Here is an 18,901-nt window from a genome sequence, read left to right as displayed (position 1 = left end):
GGGCGAGACCGCAACGCGTTAGGGGCGGAGGCGGCGTACGTGGTGACGGCATGACGCTACTGTGCGCCGACACTGTCGTCTGTGACGCCGACCGGAGCATCGACGACGGCGCGGTCGTCGTCGCTGGCGACCGCATCGAGGCGGTCGGCGACCGCGCGGACCTCGCGGACGCGTACCCGGACCACGAGCGCGTCGACTGCGACCTGCTCGCCCCCGGGCTCGTCGGCGCGCACATCCACTCCGTGCAGAGCCTCGGCCGCGGCATCGCCGACGACGAGGAGCTGCTGGATTGGCTGTTCGACCACGTGCTCCCGATGGAGGCGTCGATGGGGCCCGACGAGATGCGCGCGGCCGCGGACCTCGGCTACCTCGAACTAATCGAGTCGGGGACGACCACGGCAATCGACCACCTCTCGGTCGCGCACGCCGACGAGGCGTTCGACGCCGCGGCCGACGCCGGCGTCCGCGCGCTGATGGGGAAGGTCCTAATGGACAAGGACTCCCCGGACGACCTGCTGGAGGACACCGACGCCGCGCTCGCTGAGACAGAGGACCTCATCCAGCAGTACGACGGCATCCGGAACGACCGCATCCGGTACGCCGTCACGCCCAGATTCGCCGTCTCCTGCACCGAGGCGTGTCTCCGTGGCTGTCGCAGCCTCGCCGACGAGTACGACGTGCGCATCCACACGCACGCCAGCGAGAACCGCGGCGAAATCGAGACCGTCGAGGACGAGACGGGGATGCGCAACGTCCACTGGCTTGATGAAGTCGGGCTGACGGGCGAGGACGTGGTGCTGGCGCACTGCGTGTGGACCGACGAGACCGAGCGCGAGGTGCTCGCCGAGACGGGCACGCACGTCACGCACTGCCCGTCCTCGAACATGAAACTCGCCTCCGGCGTCGCGCCGATTCGGGACTACCTCGACCGCGGCATCAACGTCGCGCTGGGCAACGACGGCCCGCCCTGCAACAACACGCTGGACGCGTTCACGGAGATGCGCCAGGCCAGCCTCCTCGGGAAAGTCGAGGAACTGGACCCGACGGCGATTCCCGCGCGCACCGTCTTCGAGATGGCGACCCGGAACGGCGCGAAGGCCGCGGGCTTCGAGAAGGTCGGCAAACTCCGCGAGGGGTGGACGGCGGATGTCGTTGGGCTCACGACGGACAACGCGCGCTCGACGCCGATTCACGACCCCTACTCGCATCTAGCGTTCGCGGCGCACGGCGACGACGTGACGTTCACGATGGTTGATGGCGAAGTCCTTTACCGGGGCGGCGAGCACGTCCGGCTGGACGACGCGGGCATCCGGGAGTGCGCCCGCGAGTTCGCCGACGCCTACTGATTACTCGGCGGTTCGCCCACAGTTCTATTTGGCACCCACTCGCACACCGGGGTATGGGCTACGCTGAGGACATGTGCGACATCGTCGTCTCACACGCCGGCCAGAAGGTGCGCTTTTTCGTTCGCATCGATCCGGACACCCGCGAGCAGGACGTGCTCCACGAGCGCGAGGACCTCGATTGGACCGACGCGGACGCCGACGCCGCCGACTCCGAGCTCCAGGAGCTCGTCGCGAAGACCGCCTACGAGGCTCAGATGGGCGCCGAGAACGTCACCCAACTCGTGAAGGTCGCCGACGACATGGTGCTGTTCACGGGATTCATCGAGAATGAGGTGGTCGTCGTCTCCTTCGAGCGCGGGATTCTCGGTGTGCTGCCAGCGATGGTCGGGGAGTTCCGCGAGTACATGCTCGACCACGACGTCGAATTCACGGCGCTGGCGGCGCCCGAGCAGTCCGCGGACGGCTGACCCGGCACCACGCTTTTCGGGCGGGCGCACACACACCTAGACGAAGTATGTCCCGGAGCGAGCCGGTTCAGTGTCCGATTTGCGGCTGGACGGGGCACGCAAGCGACCTCGACGAGACGCCGTCGGGGTCGGCGTGCCCGACCTGTGGCGAGCCCGTCAGCGCGGCGTCGGCCTGACGGCCAGCCGCGATTTTCTCTCATTTTCGCGTCGCTCGGCGTGGACTGTGGCTTCGTCACGCGGACCTCAAAACAGAGTGACACGACCGCGGGCGAGCGATAACAACGTTTTCAAGCGCACCGACCGGAGTGAGCGTATGGACCGCGGTCTGGCGTGTTGGGTGGTCGGGTTGCTCGTCGTGGCGGCGGTCGCCGCGCCAGCGGCGGGTACCGGTGCGCCGGACGGCCCGTTCGGCGTCGCACAGGAGTTCGACCCGGACGACGTGACGTTGTCCGCGGCGCTCGAGGAGGACGGCAGCGCCGCGTGGTCGTTCAAGTACCGGATGGAACTGACGACTGAGAACGAGACGCAGGCGTTCGAGGAGTTGCAGGCGGACATCGAGGCGAACCGGTCGCGGTACGTCGACCGGTTCCGCACCCGCATCGAGTCGACGGTGGCGTCCGCGGAGAACGTCACGGGTCGCAACATGAGTGTCGAGAACGTCTCCGTGCGGGCGTTCCAGCAGACGAGCGCGGAGTTCGCCGACTCCTACGGGTTCGTCGTTTACACCTTCGAGTGGGGCGGCTTCGCCGCGACTGACGGCGAACAAATCGTCGCTGGGGACTCCCTGGAGGGGTTCTACCTGAACAACGAGACGTCGCTGCAGTTCTCGTGGCCGGACGGCTATGCGGCCACGGACGTCGACCCGGTGCCCGCCAAGGAGACGGCGACGTCCGTGCGGTGGAGCGGCCCGGCGGACTTCGGCACCGACCAGCCGCACCTCGTCATCGAGCCGAGCGACGCGACCGGGACGACCGAGCCGACGGAGACGACTGCCGCGTCCAGCGGCGAGAGCAACGTCGTGCTTCCCGCGCTCGTCGGCGCGCTCGTGGCAGTGCTCGTTGTCGCGGGCGCAGGCTGGCTCTACTTCCGTCGTGAAGGCGGCGGCACAGGTGGCGCTACCGAACCGACCGAAACCGCTGGCGGAGGTGGCGGGGGCGGCGGTGCGGGTGAAGCAGCGACGGGCGTCGAGGAGTCTGCGGAGGAAGCAGGCGCGGGCGCGGCCGCGAGTGCAGCGGCGGGGACGGAGCCACCCGAGGAGCTGTTGAGCAACGAGGAGCGCGTCAAGCGGTTCCTCCGCGAGCAGGGCGGCCGCGCGAAACAGCAGGACGTCGTGGAGGCGATGGGATGGACGGAAGCCAAGACCAGCCAGGTCGTCAAGGACATGCGCGAGAGCGACGAATTGGAGTCGTTCCGCATCGGCCGCGAGAACGTCCTGAAGCTCCCGGACGCGGACATCAGCGAGGAGTAGGCGCGTGCCCGAGTGAGGCGAGGGCACGGTTCACGGACACTGTCCACCGCGAACGTGTCTCACGGCGGCCGCGATGCGGCATCTCCTTATGTAGTGCGCAAATACTGCCGAGACATGACAGAGACTGGTCCGCTGGACAACATGCTCGCGCAGATGGAGCAGGCGCGAGAGTACGTGGACATCGACGACGGCATCTTCGAGCGGCTGAAGTACCCCGAGCGGACGCTGTCCGTGAGTCTCCCCGTGGAGATGGACGACGGCTCCGTGGAAGTGTTCGAGGCCTACCGCTGCCAGTTCGACGGCGCGCGCGGCCCGTTCAAGGGCGGCATCCGATACCACCCTAACGTCTCCGAGGAGGAGGTCTCCGCGCTCGCGGGGTGGATGACGTGGAAGACCGCGCTCGTGGACCTGCCGTTCGGTGGCGCGAAGGGTGGCATCATCTGCAACCCGAAAGAGCTCTCGCAGTCCGAAATCGAGCAGCTCACCCGCCGCTACACTGAGGGCATCCGGCGCATCATCGGCCCGGACACGGACATCCCGGCGCCGGACGTGAACACGAATCCGCGCACGATGGCGTGGATTATGGACACGTACTCCGTCTACCAAGGCTACGCCGTCCCCGAGGTCGTCACGGGGAAACCCCCCGAGGTCGGCGGGACCGCGGGGCGCGTGGAGGCGACCGGCCGCGGCGTCACCATCGTCACCGAGGAGACTTTCGAGTACCTCGGCACGGACATCGCGGACGCCGACATCGCCATCCAGGGGTTCGGGAACGTCGGCAGCGTGACCGCCCAACTGCTCGCCGAGCGCGACGCGAACGTCGTCGCGGTGTCTGACGTCACGGGGGCCATCTACGACCCAGACGGCCTCGACGTCGAGGCCGTCGGCGCGCACGTCGCCAACGACGGCCGACTCGAAGACTACGACGCCCACGAGCACATCAGCAACGACGACCTCCTAACGATGAACGTGGACGCACTTATCCCCGCGGCCATCGAGGACGTCATCACGGTCGATGTTGCCGAACGCCTGCAGGCCGACGTCGTCGTGGAGGCCGCGAACGGGCCGACGACGTTCGACGCCGCGAACGTCCTCAAGGAGCGCGACGTCCCCGTTGTGCCGGACATCCTGGCGAACGCGGGCGGCGTCATCGTCTCGTACCTGGAGTGGGTGCAGAACAGCCAGCAGTACTCCTGGGAACTCGAGGAGGTCAACCGCGACCTCGAAGCGCGCCTGACGACGGCATTCGACGAGATGCTCGCGGCCTACGAGCAGAAGGACATCCCGGACCTGCGGACCGCCGCGTACACCCTCGCGCTCGAACGCACCGCGGACGCCCACGAGTACCGCGGCCTGTTCCCGTGACCGGCGCGACCTGACGCAGTCGGCGGCCACGCGGAACGGACGTGTTCTTTTCCCTAACTTTCGCCCAGAAGTGAAGTGACCCCCAGCAATATTTCCTACCGGACACGGGATGGCCGACGAACCAGCCGCGTTCGCGGAACTCGAATTCGAAGTCGAGGACACGGCCTACCCAGCCGTCCGGGTGTCGCGGACGCTGGACTGCCAGCTGGAGTTGCTGGACTCGCTGTGGACCGACGACGGCCTCGTTATGTTCGTGCGTCTAGCCGACAGCGCTGGGGGCGAACTGGCCGAGCGAGCCACTGCCGCCACCCTCGACGGAGAAATCGACGCGCTCCAGACCGTCGGCGACGAGGTAATCGCGGAGTTCTCCCCAACTGAATCCGTGGTTGGGACGTTGGCGCGCCTCGGCGTGCTGACGCAGACGGCGACTACCACCGACAACGCGGCTCGCATCACGGCCGTCGTGCCCGCAGACGCGGATCTCCAGCGTATCGTTGAGCGCGTGCAGGACGCCCACCCGTCTGCCGCGTTCGTGGGCAAGCGTAGTTGCGATATCGTCGCGCCGTTCGTCACGGAGAGCGGCGTGCGGTCGCTGGTTGCCGACGCGCTCACCGACCGACAGTGGGAGGCGGCGTACCTCGCCTACGAACGGGGCTACTTCGACGAGCCCCGGCGCTGCTCACAAGCGGAACTCGCGGCCGCGATGGATATCTCCCAGAAGACGTTCAGCCAGCACCTCCACGCCGCCATCTGGAAGGTCTTCGACGTCGTCTTCGAGGGCTAGATTCCGTCGAAATTACTGCTGACAGTGGCTATCACGGCTGTACGTACCACGCCTGTCGGTGGCATGGTTCATATCACTCTATCGAGGTAGACCGCCTTTCCTATCGGCACTCCGAGGTAGCGTATGTCTGGGATACGAGTCGACGATGCCTGAGCGGGATGCAGGCGGCTCCGCGGACGACTCACGAAGCGACGCGATTACGGTCCTCGTCGTCGAGGATGAGCGAGCGCTCGCCAGCCTCTACGACGCGTGGCTGGGTGACGACTACGACGTCCGCATCGCGCACACGGGCCGAGACGCCCTCGACCTGCTGGACGTGACGGTTGACGTCGTGTTGCTCGACCGGCGGCTCCCGGGCCTCTCCGGCCGGGAAGTGCTGACCGCGATTCGCGAGCAGTACGACGACTGCCAGGTCGCGATGGTAACCGCCGTCGAGCCGGGCCTCGACGTTCTCGAAATGGGGTTCGACGACTACGTTACGAAGCCCGCCTCCCGGGAGGACATACGGAGCGTGGTGGCGTCGCTCGTCGACCGCAAGCAGTACGACGCCTACGTGCAGCGGTACTTCCGGTTGCTCTCGAAGCGCGCCGCTCTGGAGCACGAAGTCGGCGATCTCGCCGAGCACCCGGAGTACGACGAACTCCGCACGGAAATCGAGGCCGTCGAGGTGAACCTAGACGGCCTCGTCGACGAGTTCGAGCCGGCGGACTTCGACGCGCAGTTCTACTCGTTCTCATCGCCGAACGGCGTCGCGGACGACTGACGTGGCCGTGCTCAGACGTGGCGCGCGTACTGTGCGAGCAGGAACGTGACGAGCACGAGCACGCCGAACCCGCCGACGGCGAACCACAGGCCCGTGACCTGCGGCGCTTCTGCAATCTGGGGTGCGAGCAGCCAGACGACCGTGGCACCGGACACGAGAAGGAGCGTGTACACGTACGCTCGCACGACGTCGTAGGCGACGCGCACGCGGTCCATACGCCGACACTACTGTTGAAGGACTTATATGTTCGGATTGGACTGGCGTCGCCGGGAACGCGCGACTCCGTCGGGGACTCCGTCAATCTCGGCATGAAAACTCGAAGCACTTTAACGCCAGCGCGGTGACGAGAGTACTATGACCGACGTAGACGTGGCCATCGTGGGCGGCGGGCCGGCGGGGTCGGCAGCCGCGTATGCGGCCGCCGACCGGGGCGCGGACGCCGTCGTCTACGAGAAGGGCGTTCCGCGGGCCGACCGCAACCGCCTCGGCCCGGACTCGACGGACGCTGCGGGCTTTCTGGACTACTGGCTGGAGATCGCGGACCTCGACTTCGCGGACATTCCCGACGACGTCGTCGAGCAGGAACTCGCAGACGCGGCGTTCATTGGCCCCGACGAGAAGGTCGTCGTAGATCGCACGGGTATCGACGCTGACTACGACAACTTCGGGTTCACGTTCCACCGCGCGAAGTTCGACGACTGGCTGCGCGACCGCGCCGAAGTCGCCGGTGCCGACTACGTCGCTGGCACCAGCGTCAAGGGCGTCGACTCGGATCTCTCGGGCGGCCACGAGCACACGCTGACGCTCGGGGATGGCGAGGAGGTCACAGCGGAGTACCTCGTGCTCGCGGACGGCCCGCAACGCCAGGTGACGATGCGCGTGCTCGACCCGCTGCTCCCCGACGGCAAGCGTGCCAGCGAACTGCTCAGCCCGCCCTCCGCCAACCACATCGCCTACCAGGAGTACCGCCAGTTCCCCGAGGAACTGTTCGACGAGGACACGCTGAAGTTTTGGTGGGGCTGGATGCCCGGCGAGACTGCCTACCCGTGGGTGTTCCCGAACCGGGACGGCGTCGCGCGCGTCGGCCTCACGATGCCCATCGGCCTGGACGTCGACGACTTCGACGCCAGTGAGTGGCGACTCCTCCGGGAGGACGACGAGCGCATCCCCTCAGGGAAGGTGTACCTCCAGCGTCTCCTCGACGAACTGTACGGCGACGAGTACGACGTCGACGAGGACTTCCCGCTCGTGGACGGCCACGGGAAGTCCAACAGCACGGAGACGTACGCCATCTCCTCGACGCGCCCCATCGAGTCCCCGACCGACGCCGGCATCGCGGTCGTCGGCGGCGCGATGGGCGCGACGTCGTCGTTCCACGAGGGCGGCGACCACGTCGCCCACCGAACCGGGAAACTAGCGGGCCGCCTCGCCGCCGAGGGCAACCTCGACGAGTACAACGCCGCGTGGCACGACGCCATCGGCGACGAGATCCGGCGGAACGTCGCGATGGCCGACGTCGTCGGGGAGTTCGGGCCCGCCGACTGGGACAAGACCATCCGCATCACCCGGCAGATGCTCGAGTCCAGCGACAGCGGAAAGATCATCTCGAAGTCGAACGCGCGCTCGGCCGCGGGCGGCATTCGCCTGTACACACGCTACAAGCGCGCGAAGTTCCGCTACCGGAAGCGCAAGTACGCCCAGATTCGTGAAGGCGACTACTCGCTGTGACCCTGTAGCTGCGGGCCGCCACAGCGTCGGAACGTTCAAGCGGGCGTCGCCGCCTACTCCGAGTTAGTGAGCCAACGCGAGGACTTCGTGGCTGGCGTGTGGGACACCTTTCCGACGCTTCCGGCCAACATTCCGTTCGGGTTCGTTGTCGGCGCGGCGGCCGTGCAGGCGGGCTTCTCCGGCGTGCAGATTGTCGCGATGTCCGCGACGGTGTTCGGCGGCGCGTCGCAGCTCGCGGCCATCGACCTTCTGGCCAGCAACGCACCGCTCGCCGTCGTCGCGCTTACGGCGGTCGTCGTGAACCTCCGGTACACGATGTACAGCGCGGCCATCGCGCCGCACTTCCGCCGTCTGTCCGAGCGCTGGCGACTCGTCTGCGCGCAGTTCCTCTTGGACACGACGTTCGCAATTTCCGTCACGGAGTTCGAGCGCAACGAGGACACCGACCGGCTGGCGTACTACCTCGGCACTGCCGCAGCCGTCTACGTGACGTACCTCGCCGGGACGGTCGCGGGCGTGGTGTTCGGCGACCGCATGCCCGGCGGCCTCCAGTTGGATTTCGCGGTGCCGCTGCTGTTCCTCGCGTTGCTCGTCCCGTCGATTAGCGACGAACCGACGGCCGTCGCGGCCACGGTCGGCGGTTTTGTCGCCGTCGTGGCGGTCGGCGCGCCGATGAACCTCGGCATCATTGTCGCCGGCCTCTCGGGTGTGACTGCCGCCGTGCTCGTGAGCGAGATGGGGGTGGGACAGTGAGCCTCTGGTTGGTCGTCCTCGCGGCCGCGGCCGGCACGTACGCTCTGCGGGTGTCGTTCATCGCGTTGTTAGGTCGGCTTGATGACGTGCCGCCGCGCGTCGAGCGCGTGCTCTCGTACGTGCCGCCGGCCGTGCTCGCGGCACTCGTCCTTCCGGAACTCGTGCTCAGCGACGCCGTGCTCGCCGTCTCTCTCGGGAATGACCGCCTCCTCGCGGGTGCGATAGCGGCCGTGGTCGCGTGGCGGACCGAGGATATGCTCGCGACTGTCGCCGTCGGGATGGGGGTCCTGTACGCGCTCTCGCTGGTACCGTAACTGCTTCACCGGATGAGGACGAATCGCAGGTATGCTCTCGGAAGGCGAACCCGCACCCGACTTCGAGTTGCCGAATCAGGACGGCGAACCCGTCGCGCTGTCCGACTACGACGACCAGTACGTCGTGGTGTACTTCTACCCGCGCGCCGACACCCCGGGTTGCACCACGGAAGCGTGCAGTTTCCGCGACAACTGGGACGAGTACGAGCAGCGCGACGTCCCCGTGCTCGGCATCAGCGACGACCCCGTCGAGGACCTCAAGGACTTCGCGGAGAAGTACGACCTCCCCTTCGACCTGTTGAGCGACGAGGACGGCTCGGTCTCCAGTGCCTACGACTCCTACGGTGAGAAGAATGTCTTCGGCAACGAGGTCGAGGGCGTCTTCCGGAACACGTACGTCGTCGGGCCGGACGGCGACATCGTCGCGGCGTTCGAGGGCGTCGACCCCGAGGAGCACGCCGACGAAGTCCTCGAAGTAATCGACTAACCCCAGTCGCCGCCGACGCGGTCGACGCCGTGCATCTGTGCGCCGGCGTGCTCCGTGAACACGACTTTGAGATTCTCCTCGGGGACGCCGAAGCGCTTGGCGGTCTCGGCCATCACGGCCGTCGCGAACGCGCGCTTCGTCTCCTCGTCGCGTCCCTCGCGCACGTCCGCCGAACAGAACACCCGCCGGCCAGCGACCGCGCGACCGAGCGAGAGGTGGCCGTCGTCGCGCACGACGACTGCGACGTACGACCGGTCGGCGTCCATCGTCTCGACGTACAGGTCGGTGACGGCGTCGGCGAATGCGTCGGCCTCGGCGTCGGCGACCGGGAAGTCGGTGTCGAATTGGAGCAGTGGCACGTTCCCACCGACGGCCGCCGGCTACGAGTTCCTGTCGCTCGTCGCGCCACAAGACACTTTTATTCCCCTGCGTATCCGCCGAACGCAACAATGAATGCTAACCGCCTTGCGGTCGCCCTGGTCACGCTCGCAGTCGTCACCGGCGCCACCGCCGGTGTCGCAAGCGCCGCGACCGACGGCTCGCTCGTCCCCGACCCGAAAGGTCCCGGTGAAACCTCCACGCACCTCGTGACCGCGACCGCCGGCGCCGACACCGCCGGCTCGTGGAACGGCTTCGAAGTTGACTACTCCGAGTCCGGCGCGGACGCCAGTAACGTCGACCAGAACGACGTCGCGAAGATCGGCATCGACCGCGGCGACGACGCCTCGGGCGACACCATCGACGTGAACGTCTCCGACGACGTCGACAGCGTCGGCGCATCCAGCAACGGCGAAGTCCTCACCATCGGCCTCGGCGGCAGTTACGACGTCGACGAGGGCGACGAAGTTGTCGTCGTCTACGAGGACGTCCAGCACCCCGAGGAAGCCGGCAGCTACGTGACGCCACTCGACATCAACCCGCAGTCCAGCGGCGGCGAGACGACCGCGACGCTGACCGTCGGCTCCGGCACCAGCGACGACACGCCGACCACCGAGGGCGACGAGCAGACGCCAGCGTCCACGACCGGTGACAGCGACGGCACGACGGCCGTCGACACGACCGACGACTCGAACGCCAACTTGCCCGGCTTCGGGATCGCCGTCGCCGCGCTCGCGATTGCCGGAGCCGCCCTGCTCGCGTACCGCGACTGACGCACCTATCTCTTCACGCTGACCGAGATACCCTCTCCGAGCGGCACGAACGCCGTCTCGAAGCCGGGGTCGTCGCGGACGTGTTCGACGTACGCCGCGATTGCCGCCGTGTGGTCGTCGACGGGCTCCGCGCCGTCGAGCGCGGCCGTGACGTTCTCGGGTTCGACCGGCCCCGCCATCACGTTGTCCGCGACGACGACGCCGCCATCGGAGAGTTTCTCGCGCGCGTCCTCGAATGCGTCGACGTACTGTGGTTTGTCGTGGTCGAGCAGCACGACGTCGAAGGGGCCGTCGTAGCGCTCAAACGTCGCCATCGCGTCGCCGGCCTCGTAGTGGGCGGTCGCGCCATCCTGTCGGTCGAGGAACTCCCGGGCGGTCGCGAGGTTCGACTCGTCGTAGTCCGTGAGCACGATTTTGCCGTTCTCGGGGAGCGCCGTGCGGAACCACGCCGCCGAGTAGCCGAAGCCCGAGCCGAACTCGAAGACGCGCTCGGCGTCCGCGAGCGTCGCCGCCACGCGGAAGAACTGGCCGACGTCCGGCCCCACAATGGGGAAGTTCTGCTCGCGGCCGTACGCGGTCATCTCCTGGAGCAGTTCGGCCGGTTCGGGGTTCGCGGCGTCGAGGAAGGCGTCGATGGTGTCGCTCAACACGCGGTTCATGGGTGCGCCGTCGGGAGCGCGGCCCATAGCGGTACCGGAGTCAACGGTTCCGACTGACGGGGAACTTCACGCGCTCGGGATGCTCGTTGAACGCCTTCAGCACGCGCCCGTAGAGGTCATTGCGGACGCGCTGTGCGCGCTTCGGGCTGACGAGGTAGCGCACGCGGAGTTCGACCCAGGATTCTCCTTGTTTGACGTTCACGCTCGGGCGGTCCTGGACTTCCAGTTCGACCGGCGTCTCCGCGAGCTGGCGCCGGAAGCGCTCGACCTCGCGAGCCATCGTCTCGCCGAGGTACTCCTCGGTGGTCTCTCGGAGGAGTGTCTTCGCGAACTCGAGGTCGGTCTCGTAGGCGACCTGCACGGGGAGTTCGTTCCAGACGTACGGGAACTCCTCGCGGCTGAAATTCACGATGTGGCTGGTCAGCACGACGCTGTTGGGGACCGTGATGTGTCGGCCGGAGGGCTGGTTCGTCGTGACGAGTTCGCCGTTGACCTCCCACAGCGTCGTCACGAGGTAGTCGACGTCGATGACGTCACCCTTCGAGTCGTCGATGCGCACGCGGTCCCCCACCTGGTAGGGCTGCTTGGTCATCACGTACACCCATCCGAGCAGGCTCAACAGCGGCTGCTGGAGCGCCAGCGACACCGCGACGCCAGCGACGCCCAGCGAGACGAGCGCGGGCACCCAGCGGTCCGTCGCGACGCCGAGCACCGCGATGGCGGCGACGACGAGGAACGCGAGTCGGAGCACGGACTGCGCGCGGTGCCGGCGACGTTTGTCCATCGTCGAGGACAGCGCCAGCGACACCGCGGCGTGGTAGGCGGCGGCGACGGCGAACGCCGTCCCGAACACGGCGAACACGCGCGAGACGACGACCGCGATGGGGTAGCCAGCCACGGTCGCGGAGCCGACGAGTTCGGGCGTCGCTGCTGAGAGCACGCCGCAGGCCAGCGCTGCGAGAACGAGGACTGTCGCGCGTCGAGTCACGCCGGACGGACGGCCCGCCCGCTCAAAGAACTACCGTCCACTACTCGTCGGTCCACTTGATGGAGCAACCGCGGGACGGCTGCCACTCCTTTTCGATCTGCTCGCCGGCGAGGATGCTGTCGATGGCGTCGCGGACGTCGCCGCCGGGCCGCGTGGGCTCGTCGCTGGGGTTGAGCGCGTCGTCGAGGCGGCCGTGGTAGGCCACTTCGAAGCCGTCGTCGGTGTTCCGCAGGAGGAACGGGTCCGGGGTGCAGACCGCGCCGTACGCGCGAGCGACCTCCTGGGATTCGTCGCGGAGGTAGGCGTCGTACTGGATGGTGCCCTCGTCCACTAACTCCTGCATGCGCTCGAAGGAGTCGTCGGGGTACTCCTCGGCGTTGTTAGGGTTGACGCCGACGACCGCGGCGTCGTCATAGTCCGCCGCGATGTCGTTGAGCACATCGAACTTTGCCTTCGCGTACGGACAGTGGTTGCACGTGAACACCAGCAGGACCGCGTCGTAGTCGGCGAAGTCGTCGAGGCCGTACGTTTCGCCGTCCGTTCCCTCCAACTGGAAGTCGGGCGCGGGGTCGCCCGCATCCAGTTCCGTCTCGGATTCCATCTCGACCATACCCAAATTACGGCCGCGAGCGGCAAAGTAGCCGGGGTTGCGGCACGCGCTCAGGCCGGCACGTAGCCGTCCGCAGTCGCTTCGAGCAGTCTCTCGCGGACGAGGTGGTCGAGATGGGCGTACGCCTCGCCGGGGCCGTGGAGGACGTGGATGCCGGCCAGCGAGCCGAACAGTTCGGCGCTGACCTCCCACGCCGTCGCGGGCGCGAGGTCGGCGACGGCCTTCTCGACGCGAGCGGTGCGTTCTTCGTGGTGGCCCGCGATGTCGCGGGCGCGCTCGCTGGGCGCGATTATCGGGCCGCGGTGCCCGGGCCACGCGCGGTCCAGTTCGAGCGCTTCGACGCGCTCCAGGCTGTCGAGGTACTTCGCGAGCGGTCGGTCGACGCGGACGTCCGCGCCGCCGACGTTCGGCGTGTACTTCGGGAGCACGGCGTCCCCGACGAACGCCTCGCGGCGGCCTTCGCGTTCGACGACGTACGCGACGAGGCCGGCGGCATGCCCGGGGAGGTGGACGACTTCGGCCTCCAACGGGCCGAGCGCGACAGCATTGCCGTCCGCGACTTCCGTCACGTTCACCGGCTCGCCACGCAGGCCGCGGTGCTCGGCGTTGAACGCGAGCAGCCCCTCGCGTTCGTCGTCGGGGAGCCCCCAGTCGTAGAGCGCGGCTTCCTGCGCCTCTTGAAGGTCCTCGCGGGCGTGCCCGCGTTGTGAGACGAGGTCCGCGTCGGCCTCGTGGACGAAGACGGTCGCGCCGCTCTCGTTCTGAATCGCGCCCGCGAGCCCCGCGTGGTCGTGGTGCCAGTGCGTGAGCAACACGCGGTCCACGTCGGCGAACGCGACGCCGCGCGCGTCGAGCGCGGCCCGCAGTTCGGATTCCACCGCCGGTGTCGCGACGCCCGTGTCGACGAGCGTCGTCGGCGCGTCCGCGTCGCCGTCCCCGAGGAGGTAGACGCTGTTATGGCCCTCGAAGGCGGTGTTCGACAACTGGATGTGGTGCACACCACCCCGTACGCGGCACCCCGACAAATGCGTACCTGCTGGCTACCGGACGCGGTAGGACTCGGGACCGACGAGGAACCGCCCGAGGTCCGCCTCGCGGTGATAGTCCGTCGCCCGGAGGCTGCGGAGCGCGCCGACGTACGCGGCCTCGTCGTCGTCGGTCCACTCGCCGGGGTCAAGCGCGGGCACGACCAGCCAGCCGCTGCCGTGGAGTTCCTCGCCGTGGACGTCCGCGAGGTCGACCTCGTCGGCGACGATGGCGGTGTACGTTTCGAGGACGTGGCGGGTCGCGCGCTCCCCGACCGGCAACAGCACGTGGGCGGTGATGGCGCGCAGCTCCGCGTCGAAGAACGGCTCCATCTCCGTGTAGTCGCGCTCCGTTGGTTCGTCGTCAGGGACGCAGGAGTGGAGGTACGAGAGGAAGAGTTCGACCGGCTCGCCGTCGTCGTCGAGCAGCCCTGCGGCCGTCAGCGCGTGACGGAGGCGCTCGGCACCTGGCGTCCCCGTGAACGGCACGCCGGTGTCGCCGCCGCCGTGGACGCCCGGGTGGTCGCCGACGACGTGGAAGTCGGCGTTCGCGTCGCCATAGCCCGGGACGAACGAATCGCAGGGCGGCTGCATGCCGAACGGGTTGCTCGTGCGGTCCGTGACGTTCTGCACGATGCGGCGTAGGCGACTGTCTGACTTAAGCGTCGCGAGACTGGCCGTCGTTGCCGTGCGCTGGCTCGTTGCGGCCTCGCTGGTCGCGTGCTGGCTGGTCTGCCACCTCGTCCACGACGAGCATCGCAGCCGCCGACCCGATTAGCGCGGGGTACGCGACGACGACGGCCATCATGACGATGGTCACGAAGCCGCCTGCGGCGAGCACGGCCGAGACGAACAGCGAGACGACGGCGACGCCGACCGCGAACACCACGGAGAAGTAGAGGTAGTGGCCGCCGTCCAGCGCCAGCGAGACGCTCTCAGCGAGCGCGTCGACGACGCCGCGGTCGCGGGCGACCACGAGGAACGGCGCGCCCCAGAGCAGGTAGCCCGCGAGCAGCACAAGCGGGAAGCCCAGGAACGCCAGCAGGATGTTCCCGCCCGTGACGAGCAGGAACCCGAACGCGCCGACGGTCAGGAACTCGACGACGCGGACGCCGAGCACAGGCAGCGCGTACGACGAAACGTTCTCCGCGAAGTCCGGCTCAACGTCGTGGGCGGCGTCGTAGATGCCGCCGAGGTAGCCCGCCGTGAGCACCGCGTCGACGACCAGGTAGACGGGGAGGACGCTCAGCGAGGTTGGCGTGACGAACGAGACGCCGGTCGTCGGCGGGTCGAAGACCGTCCACAGCGTCGGGACGGCAGTCGGGAGTGAGAACTTCATGGAGAAACTGAGCCCGCCACCGCTGGCGGCAGTTGTGGTGACGTTGTCGAACGCGAGCAGCGTCAGCAGTGCGGGAACGACCGCGTAGGGCGCCACGCGACCCGCGACGCGGGCCGCACTGTCGAGGAGGGACTCGGGCATACCGACGGCATCGGCCGGCCCCGACAAACAATTTTCCTGTCTCCGGGTAGCCCCAGCAAGACGCCCACAGACATTTGCCGGCTCCGTCCGACGCTCCCGCCATGACTGCCGCCTGGGTGCTCGGCGACCAACTCTCCCGGGAGCGCGGCCCGCTCGCTGACGACCCCGACCGCGTCCTCTTCGTGGAAGCCAGCGACTTCGCGCGCCGGCATCGCTACCACCCCCAGAAGCTCACGCTCGTGTTCGCCGCGATGCGCAACCTCGCCGACGACCTGCGCGCGGACGGCGTGGACGTCGTCTACGAGCGCGCGGACTCCTTCGGCGACGGCCTCGACGCGTACTTCGACGCCCACCCCGGCGACGAGTTGGTCGTCCAGCGGCCCGTGACCCACGGTGCCGCCGACCGCCTTCGGCAACTCGTCGACGCACGTGGCGGCAGCCTGCGCGTCGTCCAGAATGAGCAGTTCCTTTGCTCGCCCGCGGCGTTCGACGAGTGGGCCGACAACCGCGACGGCGACGCCTACAGCCACGAGGCGTTCTACCGCTCGATGCGCCGCGAGACGGGATACCTGATTACCGACGGCGACCCCGAGGGCGGCGAGTGGAACTACGACGACCAGAACCGCGAGACGCCGCCAGACGACTACGAGAGCCCGTCACTCCCCGACTTCGAGTACGGCGAGCACGTCCCCGAAGTCCGGGAATGGGTCAGCGCGGAGGTCGACACGTGGGGCGACCCCGAGGGGTTCGGCTGGCCGGTGACCCGCGAGCAGGCCGAGCGCGCGCTCGACGACTTCCTCGAGAGTCGGCTCGCGGCGTTCGGCCCCTACGAGGACGCGATGCTCGTCGACGACTGGCACCTCGACCACAGCCTGCTGTCGTCGGCGCTGAACGTCGGTCTGCTCGGGCCGCAGGAAGTCGTGGAGGCGGCAATCTCGGAGTACCGCGAGCGCGACGACGTCCCGCTGAACTCCGTCGAGGGGTTCGTCCGCCAGATTGTCGGCTGGCGGGAGTTCGTGCGCCACGTTTACCGCCGGGAGATGCCCGCGCTGGCGGACGCGAACCAACTCGACCAGTCCCGCGACCTGCCGCCGCTGTACTGGGACCCGGACGCGACCGAAATGGTCTGCGTCGGGTCCGCCGTCGGGCGCGTCCACGACCGCGGCTACACCCACCACATCGAGCGGCTGATGGTGTTGTCGAACTTCGCGCTGCTGTACGGCACCAGCCCACAGGCGCTCAACGAGTGGTTCTACGGCGGGTTCGTGGACGCCTTCCACTGGGTCGTCACGCCGAACGTCGTCGGCATGGGGTCGTTCGGCACCGCGGCGTTCACGACGAAGCCGTACGCGGCGTCCGCGAACTACGTCGACCGCATGAGCGACTTCTGCGCGGGCTGCCGGTACGACCCCGACAGCACGACCGGGCCCGACGCCTGCCCATTCAACAGCCTCTACTGGGACTTCCTCGCCGAGCACGAGGACGACCTCCGCGCGAACCACCGCATGGGACTGGTGTACGGCCATATCGACGACAAGCGCGACGCCGGCGACCTCGCGGCGATTCGCGAGCGTGCCGACGAAGTTCGTTCGCTCGCGGAGTCCGAGGACCTCTGAGCCCTCGGCTGATTCGGCCACCGCGTTCATAGGCGGGGCGGCGCTCACGTCGACCATGGCAGGCATCAACCCGGACGCGCCGACGGACCCGCTCACCGACGTCCCCGAACACGTCGAGGGCGCGCGGCTCGTCGGCGTCGACGCGACGGGCGTCCCCATCTACTTCGACGAGACGAACGAGCGGGCCTTCGAGGCCATCGAGCGCGACGGCGAGTGGGTTGTCGGCGAGGAGCGAACTCGTGGCGCGCTCGCGGACGTCGTCGACGATATCGGCACACTCACGGGATGGAAGGGGCTCTCGCCATTCGGGCGCGGCGAGGAGTGAGTGGGCCACGTGGCCCCGCGGAGCCGATTACGATTACGTAAGGGGCTATCGTTAGGTAGCCTTAACTGGCGGTCACCCCTACTGGGAGACATGAGCGATACCGAGCAGTTGCCCGCGTGGTGTCCCGGGGACGGCTGGTGTTCGATTACCGCGACGGCCTCCCTCGTCGGGAAGAAGTGGCACCCGGTCATCATCCACCGGCTGCTCACGCGCGGCCCGCTCGGCTTCAACGCCCTCCAGGAGGAAGTCGACGGCATCTCCAGCAAGGTGCTCTCCGAGAGCCTCGACGACCTCGAGGAGAAGCAGGTCGTCTCCCGGACCATCGTCAGCGAGAAACCCGTCCGCGTCGAGTACGCGCTCACTGAACTCGGCGAGTCGCTGGAACCGGTCGTGACCGCGCTCGAAAACTGGGGGAACGAACACCTCGAACCGGTCGACGAAGAAGCGGCGTCGCTCGTCTGAGCGTCGCGAACGGGCGAAAAAACCTGTTGCTCCGAACGTATCGAAACGCGACGACCGGAGGAACCGCTAGTCGAGAACGGCTTCGGCTTCCGCTTCCTGTTCGACATCCTCCTCGCTCTCGTCGATGGAGAGTCGGTAGAGGTTCTGCCGGGCGTCCGGGATGTAGATGTCCTTCTCTACGACGTCCGCGTCTTGGAGGCGGTCGAGGGCGTCCCGGACCGTGCGCTGGGAGAGCCGGGAGTTCTCGACGATTTGCTTCTGTGTGAGTCCGCCGTTGTACTCCAGTACTTTCAGCACGAGCTTCGCACTCGGGGGTAGGTCCTGAACGAGTTCGTCGGTCGTCGTCATCTACTATACAGTGGGGACGCCACCCCCTTTAGCGCTCGGTAACGGAGGTGTGAGCCAGTTACCGTTGGGTAACCGCCCCGTATTCGTGGCGGGGAAACGCGACGCTATTCCGGGCGAGTATGCGGTACGGCGCGAGGATGGCCGGGCCGCTACACGGTGTCCGCGTGGACGTCTTCGGTGTACGTGCGCTTCCACGCGAGGACGTCCTGGACGGCGTCGCGGCCCGCGTCCGTGATGCGGTAGTAGTTCGTCCGGGAGTCGCGTTCGCCCTTCTCGACGAGGCCGCGCTCGGCCAGCGAGTCGAGGTTCTGGTAGACGCGGGCGTGCAACACCTCCGAGCCGTAATACGATTCGAGTTCCGATTGAATCTCCATGCCCTTCGGGTCGTCGAGCCCGCAGAGCACGCAGAGGATGTCCCGCTGGAAGCCCGTCGTCTCGTCACGCTGTCCCATAGACGGTCTCACTCTTCGTAAAATTATAACTATTTCGCCGGGAAGTTAACTACAGTCAGTCGGCGAGCGCCGCTTCGTAGCCCGCGAACTCTACCGACTCCACGAGGTCCTCGACGTCGGCGTCGCCCTCGACGGTCGCGACGCCTTCCTCGTGGTCCGCGGTTGCCTCCTCGACGCCGGCCACGCCGGACAGCGCGTTCTCGACGATGTCCTCGCAGCCCTCACATCCCATGCCTTCGACGGTAAGTGTCGTCGTCATGTCGACAGCACGTACACGACCCGCCGGCTAGGGTTTTTCGGCTTCCCGCGA

At 67.8% G+C, this 18,901-nt stretch carries 26 protein-coding genes; 15 read left to right on the top strand and 11 right to left on the bottom strand.

What is annotated here, in order from left to right:
* Nucleotides 1-50: 50 nt before the first annotated feature.
* From LPA44_RS04845 to LPA44_RS04820, 7 genes are all read left to right on the top strand, one after another.
* Nucleotides 51-1,346 carry a 5'-deoxyadenosine deaminase gene (locus tag LPA44_RS04845; RefSeq protein ID WP_230888467.1) on the top strand — a complete coding sequence of 432 codons (1,296 nt, stop codon included), beginning with the start codon at nt 51-53 and terminating at the stop codon, nt 1,344-1,346.
* 53 nt (nt 1,347-1,399) lie between these two features.
* Nucleotides 1,400-1,813 (top strand): hypothetical protein, encoded by a 414-nt coding sequence (locus LPA44_RS04840; RefSeq protein WP_230888466.1) that lies wholly within the window; start codon nt 1,400-1,402, stop codon nt 1,811-1,813.
* 47 nt (nt 1,814-1,860) lie between these two features.
* Nucleotides 1,861-1,989 (top strand): hypothetical protein, encoded by a 129-nt coding sequence (locus tag LPA44_RS18045; protein WP_269069708.1) that lies wholly within the window; start codon nt 1,861-1,863, stop codon nt 1,987-1,989.
* 137 nt (nt 1,990-2,126) lie between these two features.
* Entirely contained in the window at nt 2,127-3,281 is a 1,155-nt protein-coding gene (locus tag LPA44_RS04835; RefSeq protein ID WP_230888465.1) for a helix-turn-helix transcriptional regulator, read from the top strand.
* 114 nt (nt 3,282-3,395) lie between these two features.
* Nucleotides 3,396-4,646, top strand: a complete 1,251-nt coding sequence (locus LPA44_RS04830) for a Glu/Leu/Phe/Val family dehydrogenase (RefSeq protein ID WP_230888464.1) — start codon at nt 3,396-3,398, stop codon at nt 4,644-4,646.
* Nucleotides 4,647-4,755: 109 nt separating this feature from the next.
* Complete coding sequence (locus LPA44_RS04825) at nt 4,756-5,430, top strand: helix-turn-helix domain-containing protein (RefSeq protein ID WP_230888463.1); 675 nt, start codon at nt 4,756-4,758, stop codon at nt 5,428-5,430.
* Between the two features lie 145 nt (nt 5,431-5,575).
* Complete coding sequence (locus LPA44_RS04820; protein WP_230888462.1) at nt 5,576-6,193, top strand: response regulator transcription factor; 618 nt, start codon at nt 5,576-5,578, stop codon at nt 6,191-6,193.
* Nucleotides 6,194-6,204: 11 nt separating this feature from the next.
* Here the strand turns inward: LPA44_RS04820 and LPA44_RS04815 are convergent, their stop codons facing one another.
* The gene (locus LPA44_RS04815) at nt 6,205-6,408 is read right to left on the bottom strand and encodes a hypothetical protein (protein ID WP_230888461.1); all 204 of its coding nucleotides are present in this window, start codon (nt 6,406-6,408) and stop codon (nt 6,205-6,207) included.
* A gap of 139 nt (nt 6,409-6,547) precedes the next feature.
* On the opposite strand from LPA44_RS04815, the gene LPA44_RS04810 reads away from it, so the two are divergent.
* The 4 genes from LPA44_RS04810 to bcp all read left to right on the top strand — a co-directional run bounded on the left by LPA44_RS04810 (nt 6,548) and on the right by bcp (nt 9,475).
* Entirely contained in the window at nt 6,548-7,921 is a 1,374-nt protein-coding gene (locus LPA44_RS04810) for an NAD(P)/FAD-dependent oxidoreductase (protein ID WP_230888460.1), read from the top strand.
* A 66-nt stretch (nt 7,922-7,987) separates the two neighbouring features.
* Entirely contained in the window at nt 7,988-8,674 is a 687-nt protein-coding gene (locus tag LPA44_RS04805; RefSeq protein WP_230888459.1) for an AzlC family ABC transporter permease, read from the top strand.
* Nucleotides 8,671-8,988 carry an AzlD domain-containing protein gene (locus LPA44_RS04800; protein ID WP_230888458.1) on the top strand — a complete coding sequence of 106 codons (318 nt, stop codon included), beginning with the start codon at nt 8,671-8,673 and terminating at the stop codon, nt 8,986-8,988. Before LPA44_RS04805 ends, LPA44_RS04800 begins: the two co-directional genes overlap by 4 nt.
* Before the next feature lie 31 nt (nt 8,989-9,019).
* On the top strand, nt 9,020-9,475 hold the full coding sequence (gene bcp / locus LPA44_RS04795) for a thioredoxin-dependent thiol peroxidase (protein WP_230888457.1): 456 nt from the start codon (nt 9,020-9,022) through the stop codon (nt 9,473-9,475).
* On the opposite strand, the gene LPA44_RS04790 is transcribed toward bcp, so the two are convergent.
* A complete protein-coding gene (locus LPA44_RS04790; protein ID WP_230888456.1) occupies nt 9,472-9,834 on the bottom strand; it encodes a tautomerase family protein in 363 nt (120 codons plus the stop codon). The two genes, bcp and LPA44_RS04790, sit on opposite strands and share 4 nt — an antisense overlap.
* A 90-nt stretch (nt 9,835-9,924) precedes the next feature.
* On the opposite strand from LPA44_RS04790, the gene LPA44_RS04785 reads away from it, so the two are divergent.
* Entirely contained in the window at nt 9,925-10,626 is a 702-nt protein-coding gene (locus LPA44_RS04785; RefSeq protein WP_230888455.1) for a hypothetical protein, read from the top strand.
* Nucleotides 10,627-10,631: 5 nt separating this feature from the next.
* On the opposite strand, the gene LPA44_RS04780 is transcribed toward LPA44_RS04785, so the two are convergent.
* From LPA44_RS04780 to LPA44_RS04755, 6 genes are read right to left on the bottom strand one after another with little or no spacing between them, the layout of a single operon-like run.
* Nucleotides 10,632-11,285: an O-methyltransferase gene (locus LPA44_RS04780; protein WP_230888454.1), complete on the bottom strand. Its 654-nt coding sequence runs from the start codon at nt 11,283-11,285 to the stop codon at nt 10,632-10,634.
* Nucleotides 11,286-11,325: 40 nt separating this feature from the next.
* A complete protein-coding gene (locus tag LPA44_RS04775) occupies nt 11,326-12,273 on the bottom strand; it encodes a mechanosensitive ion channel family protein (protein ID WP_230888453.1) in 948 nt (315 codons plus the stop codon).
* Nucleotides 12,274-12,313: 40 nt separating this feature from the next.
* Nucleotides 12,314-12,883, bottom strand: coding sequence for a thioredoxin family protein (locus LPA44_RS04770; RefSeq protein WP_230888452.1), 570 nt, complete (start codon nt 12,881-12,883; stop codon nt 12,314-12,316).
* A gap of 50 nt (nt 12,884-12,933) precedes the next feature.
* Nucleotides 12,934-13,881, bottom strand: a complete 948-nt coding sequence (locus LPA44_RS04765; protein ID WP_230888451.1) for an MBL fold metallo-hydrolase — start codon at nt 13,879-13,881, stop codon at nt 12,934-12,936.
* A 42-nt stretch (nt 13,882-13,923) separates the two neighbouring features.
* On the bottom strand, nt 13,924-14,541 hold the full coding sequence (locus tag LPA44_RS04760; protein ID WP_230888450.1) for a uracil-DNA glycosylase family protein: 618 nt from the start codon (nt 14,539-14,541) through the stop codon (nt 13,924-13,926).
* Nucleotides 14,542-14,566: 25 nt separating this feature from the next.
* Entirely contained in the window at nt 14,567-15,388 is an 822-nt protein-coding gene (locus tag LPA44_RS04755; protein ID WP_230888449.1) for a hypothetical protein, read from the bottom strand.
* A gap of 101 nt (nt 15,389-15,489) precedes the next feature.
* On the opposite strand from LPA44_RS04755, the gene LPA44_RS04750 reads away from it, so the two are divergent.
* From LPA44_RS04750 to LPA44_RS04740, 3 genes are all read left to right on the top strand, one after another.
* On the top strand, nt 15,490-17,004 hold the full coding sequence (locus LPA44_RS04750) for a cryptochrome/photolyase family protein (RefSeq protein ID WP_230888448.1): 1,515 nt from the start codon (nt 15,490-15,492) through the stop codon (nt 17,002-17,004).
* A 55-nt stretch (nt 17,005-17,059) separates the two neighbouring features.
* A complete protein-coding gene (locus LPA44_RS04745; RefSeq protein ID WP_230888447.1) occupies nt 17,060-17,329 on the top strand; it encodes a hypothetical protein in 270 nt (89 codons plus the stop codon).
* A 90-nt stretch (nt 17,330-17,419) separates the two neighbouring features.
* A complete protein-coding gene (locus tag LPA44_RS04740; RefSeq protein ID WP_230888446.1) occupies nt 17,420-17,791 on the top strand; it encodes a winged helix-turn-helix transcriptional regulator in 372 nt (123 codons plus the stop codon).
* A gap of 66 nt (nt 17,792-17,857) precedes the next feature.
* On the opposite strand, the gene LPA44_RS04735 is transcribed toward LPA44_RS04740, so the two are convergent.
* The 3 genes from LPA44_RS04735 to LPA44_RS04725 form a co-directional block, all read right to left on the bottom strand.
* Nucleotides 17,858-18,139: a MarR family transcriptional regulator gene (locus tag LPA44_RS04735; RefSeq protein ID WP_230888445.1), complete on the bottom strand. Its 282-nt coding sequence runs from the start codon at nt 18,137-18,139 to the stop codon at nt 17,858-17,860.
* A 149-nt stretch (nt 18,140-18,288) separates the two neighbouring features.
* Nucleotides 18,289-18,591, bottom strand: coding sequence for a PadR family transcriptional regulator (locus tag LPA44_RS04730; protein ID WP_230888444.1), 303 nt, complete (start codon nt 18,589-18,591; stop codon nt 18,289-18,291).
* 55 nt (nt 18,592-18,646) lie between these two features.
* Nucleotides 18,647-18,850, bottom strand: coding sequence for a heavy-metal-associated domain-containing protein (locus LPA44_RS04725; protein WP_230888443.1), 204 nt, complete (start codon nt 18,848-18,850; stop codon nt 18,647-18,649).
* Nucleotides 18,851-18,901 lie beyond the last annotated feature (51 nt).

It is taken from the genome of Halobacterium sp. KA-4, from assembly GCF_021028995.1.
In the GTDB taxonomy this organism is placed as follows: domain Archaea; phylum Halobacteriota; class Halobacteria; order Halobacteriales; family Halobacteriaceae; genus Halobacterium.
This window is presented reverse-complemented; position numbering and strand designations above follow the sequence as displayed.

Coding starts and splice junctions, on each gene's coding strand:
- LPA44_RS04845 (WP_230888467.1), top strand. CDS start 51: ATGACGCTACTGTGCGCCGACACTGTCGTCTGTGACGCCGACCGGAGC.
- LPA44_RS04840 (WP_230888466.1), top strand. CDS start 1,400: ATGGGCTACGCTGAGGACATGTGCGACATCGTCGTCTCACACGCCGGC.
- LPA44_RS18045 (WP_269069708.1), top strand. CDS start 1,861: ATGTCCCGGAGCGAGCCGGTTCAGTGTCCGATTTGCGGCTGGACGGGG.
- LPA44_RS04835 (WP_230888465.1), top strand. CDS start 2,127: ATGGACCGCGGTCTGGCGTGTTGGGTGGTCGGGTTGCTCGTCGTGGCG.
- LPA44_RS04830 (WP_230888464.1), top strand. CDS start 3,396: ATGACAGAGACTGGTCCGCTGGACAACATGCTCGCGCAGATGGAGCAG.
- LPA44_RS04825 (WP_230888463.1), top strand. CDS start 4,756: ATGGCCGACGAACCAGCCGCGTTCGCGGAACTCGAATTCGAAGTCGAG.
- LPA44_RS04820 (WP_230888462.1), top strand. CDS start 5,576: ATGCCTGAGCGGGATGCAGGCGGCTCCGCGGACGACTCACGAAGCGAC.
- LPA44_RS04815 (WP_230888461.1), bottom strand. CDS start 6,408: ATGGACCGCGTGCGCGTCGCCTACGACGTCGTGCGAGCGTACGTGTAC.
- LPA44_RS04810 (WP_230888460.1), top strand. CDS start 6,548: ATGACCGACGTAGACGTGGCCATCGTGGGCGGCGGGCCGGCGGGGTCG.
- bcp (WP_230888457.1), top strand. CDS start 9,020: ATGCTCTCGGAAGGCGAACCCGCACCCGACTTCGAGTTGCCGAATCAG.
- LPA44_RS04785 (WP_230888455.1), top strand. CDS start 9,925: ATGAATGCTAACCGCCTTGCGGTCGCCCTGGTCACGCTCGCAGTCGTC.
- LPA44_RS04780 (WP_230888454.1), bottom strand. CDS start 11,285: ATGAACCGCGTGTTGAGCGACACCATCGACGCCTTCCTCGACGCCGCG.
- LPA44_RS04770 (WP_230888452.1), bottom strand. CDS start 12,883: ATGGTCGAGATGGAATCCGAGACGGAACTGGATGCGGGCGACCCCGCG.
- LPA44_RS04755 (WP_230888449.1), bottom strand. CDS start 15,388: ATGCCCGAGTCCCTCCTCGACAGTGCGGCCCGCGTCGCGGGTCGCGTG.
- LPA44_RS04750 (WP_230888448.1), top strand. CDS start 15,490: ATGACTGCCGCCTGGGTGCTCGGCGACCAACTCTCCCGGGAGCGCGGC.
- LPA44_RS04745 (WP_230888447.1), top strand. CDS start 17,060: ATGGCAGGCATCAACCCGGACGCGCCGACGGACCCGCTCACCGACGTC.
- LPA44_RS04740 (WP_230888446.1), top strand. CDS start 17,420: ATGAGCGATACCGAGCAGTTGCCCGCGTGGTGTCCCGGGGACGGCTGG.
- LPA44_RS04735 (WP_230888445.1), bottom strand. CDS start 18,139: ATGACGACGACCGACGAACTCGTTCAGGACCTACCCCCGAGTGCGAAG.
- LPA44_RS04730 (WP_230888444.1), bottom strand. CDS start 18,591: ATGGGACAGCGTGACGAGACGACGGGCTTCCAGCGGGACATCCTCTGC.
- LPA44_RS04725 (WP_230888443.1), bottom strand. CDS start 18,850: ATGACGACGACACTTACCGTCGAAGGCATGGGATGTGAGGGCTGCGAG.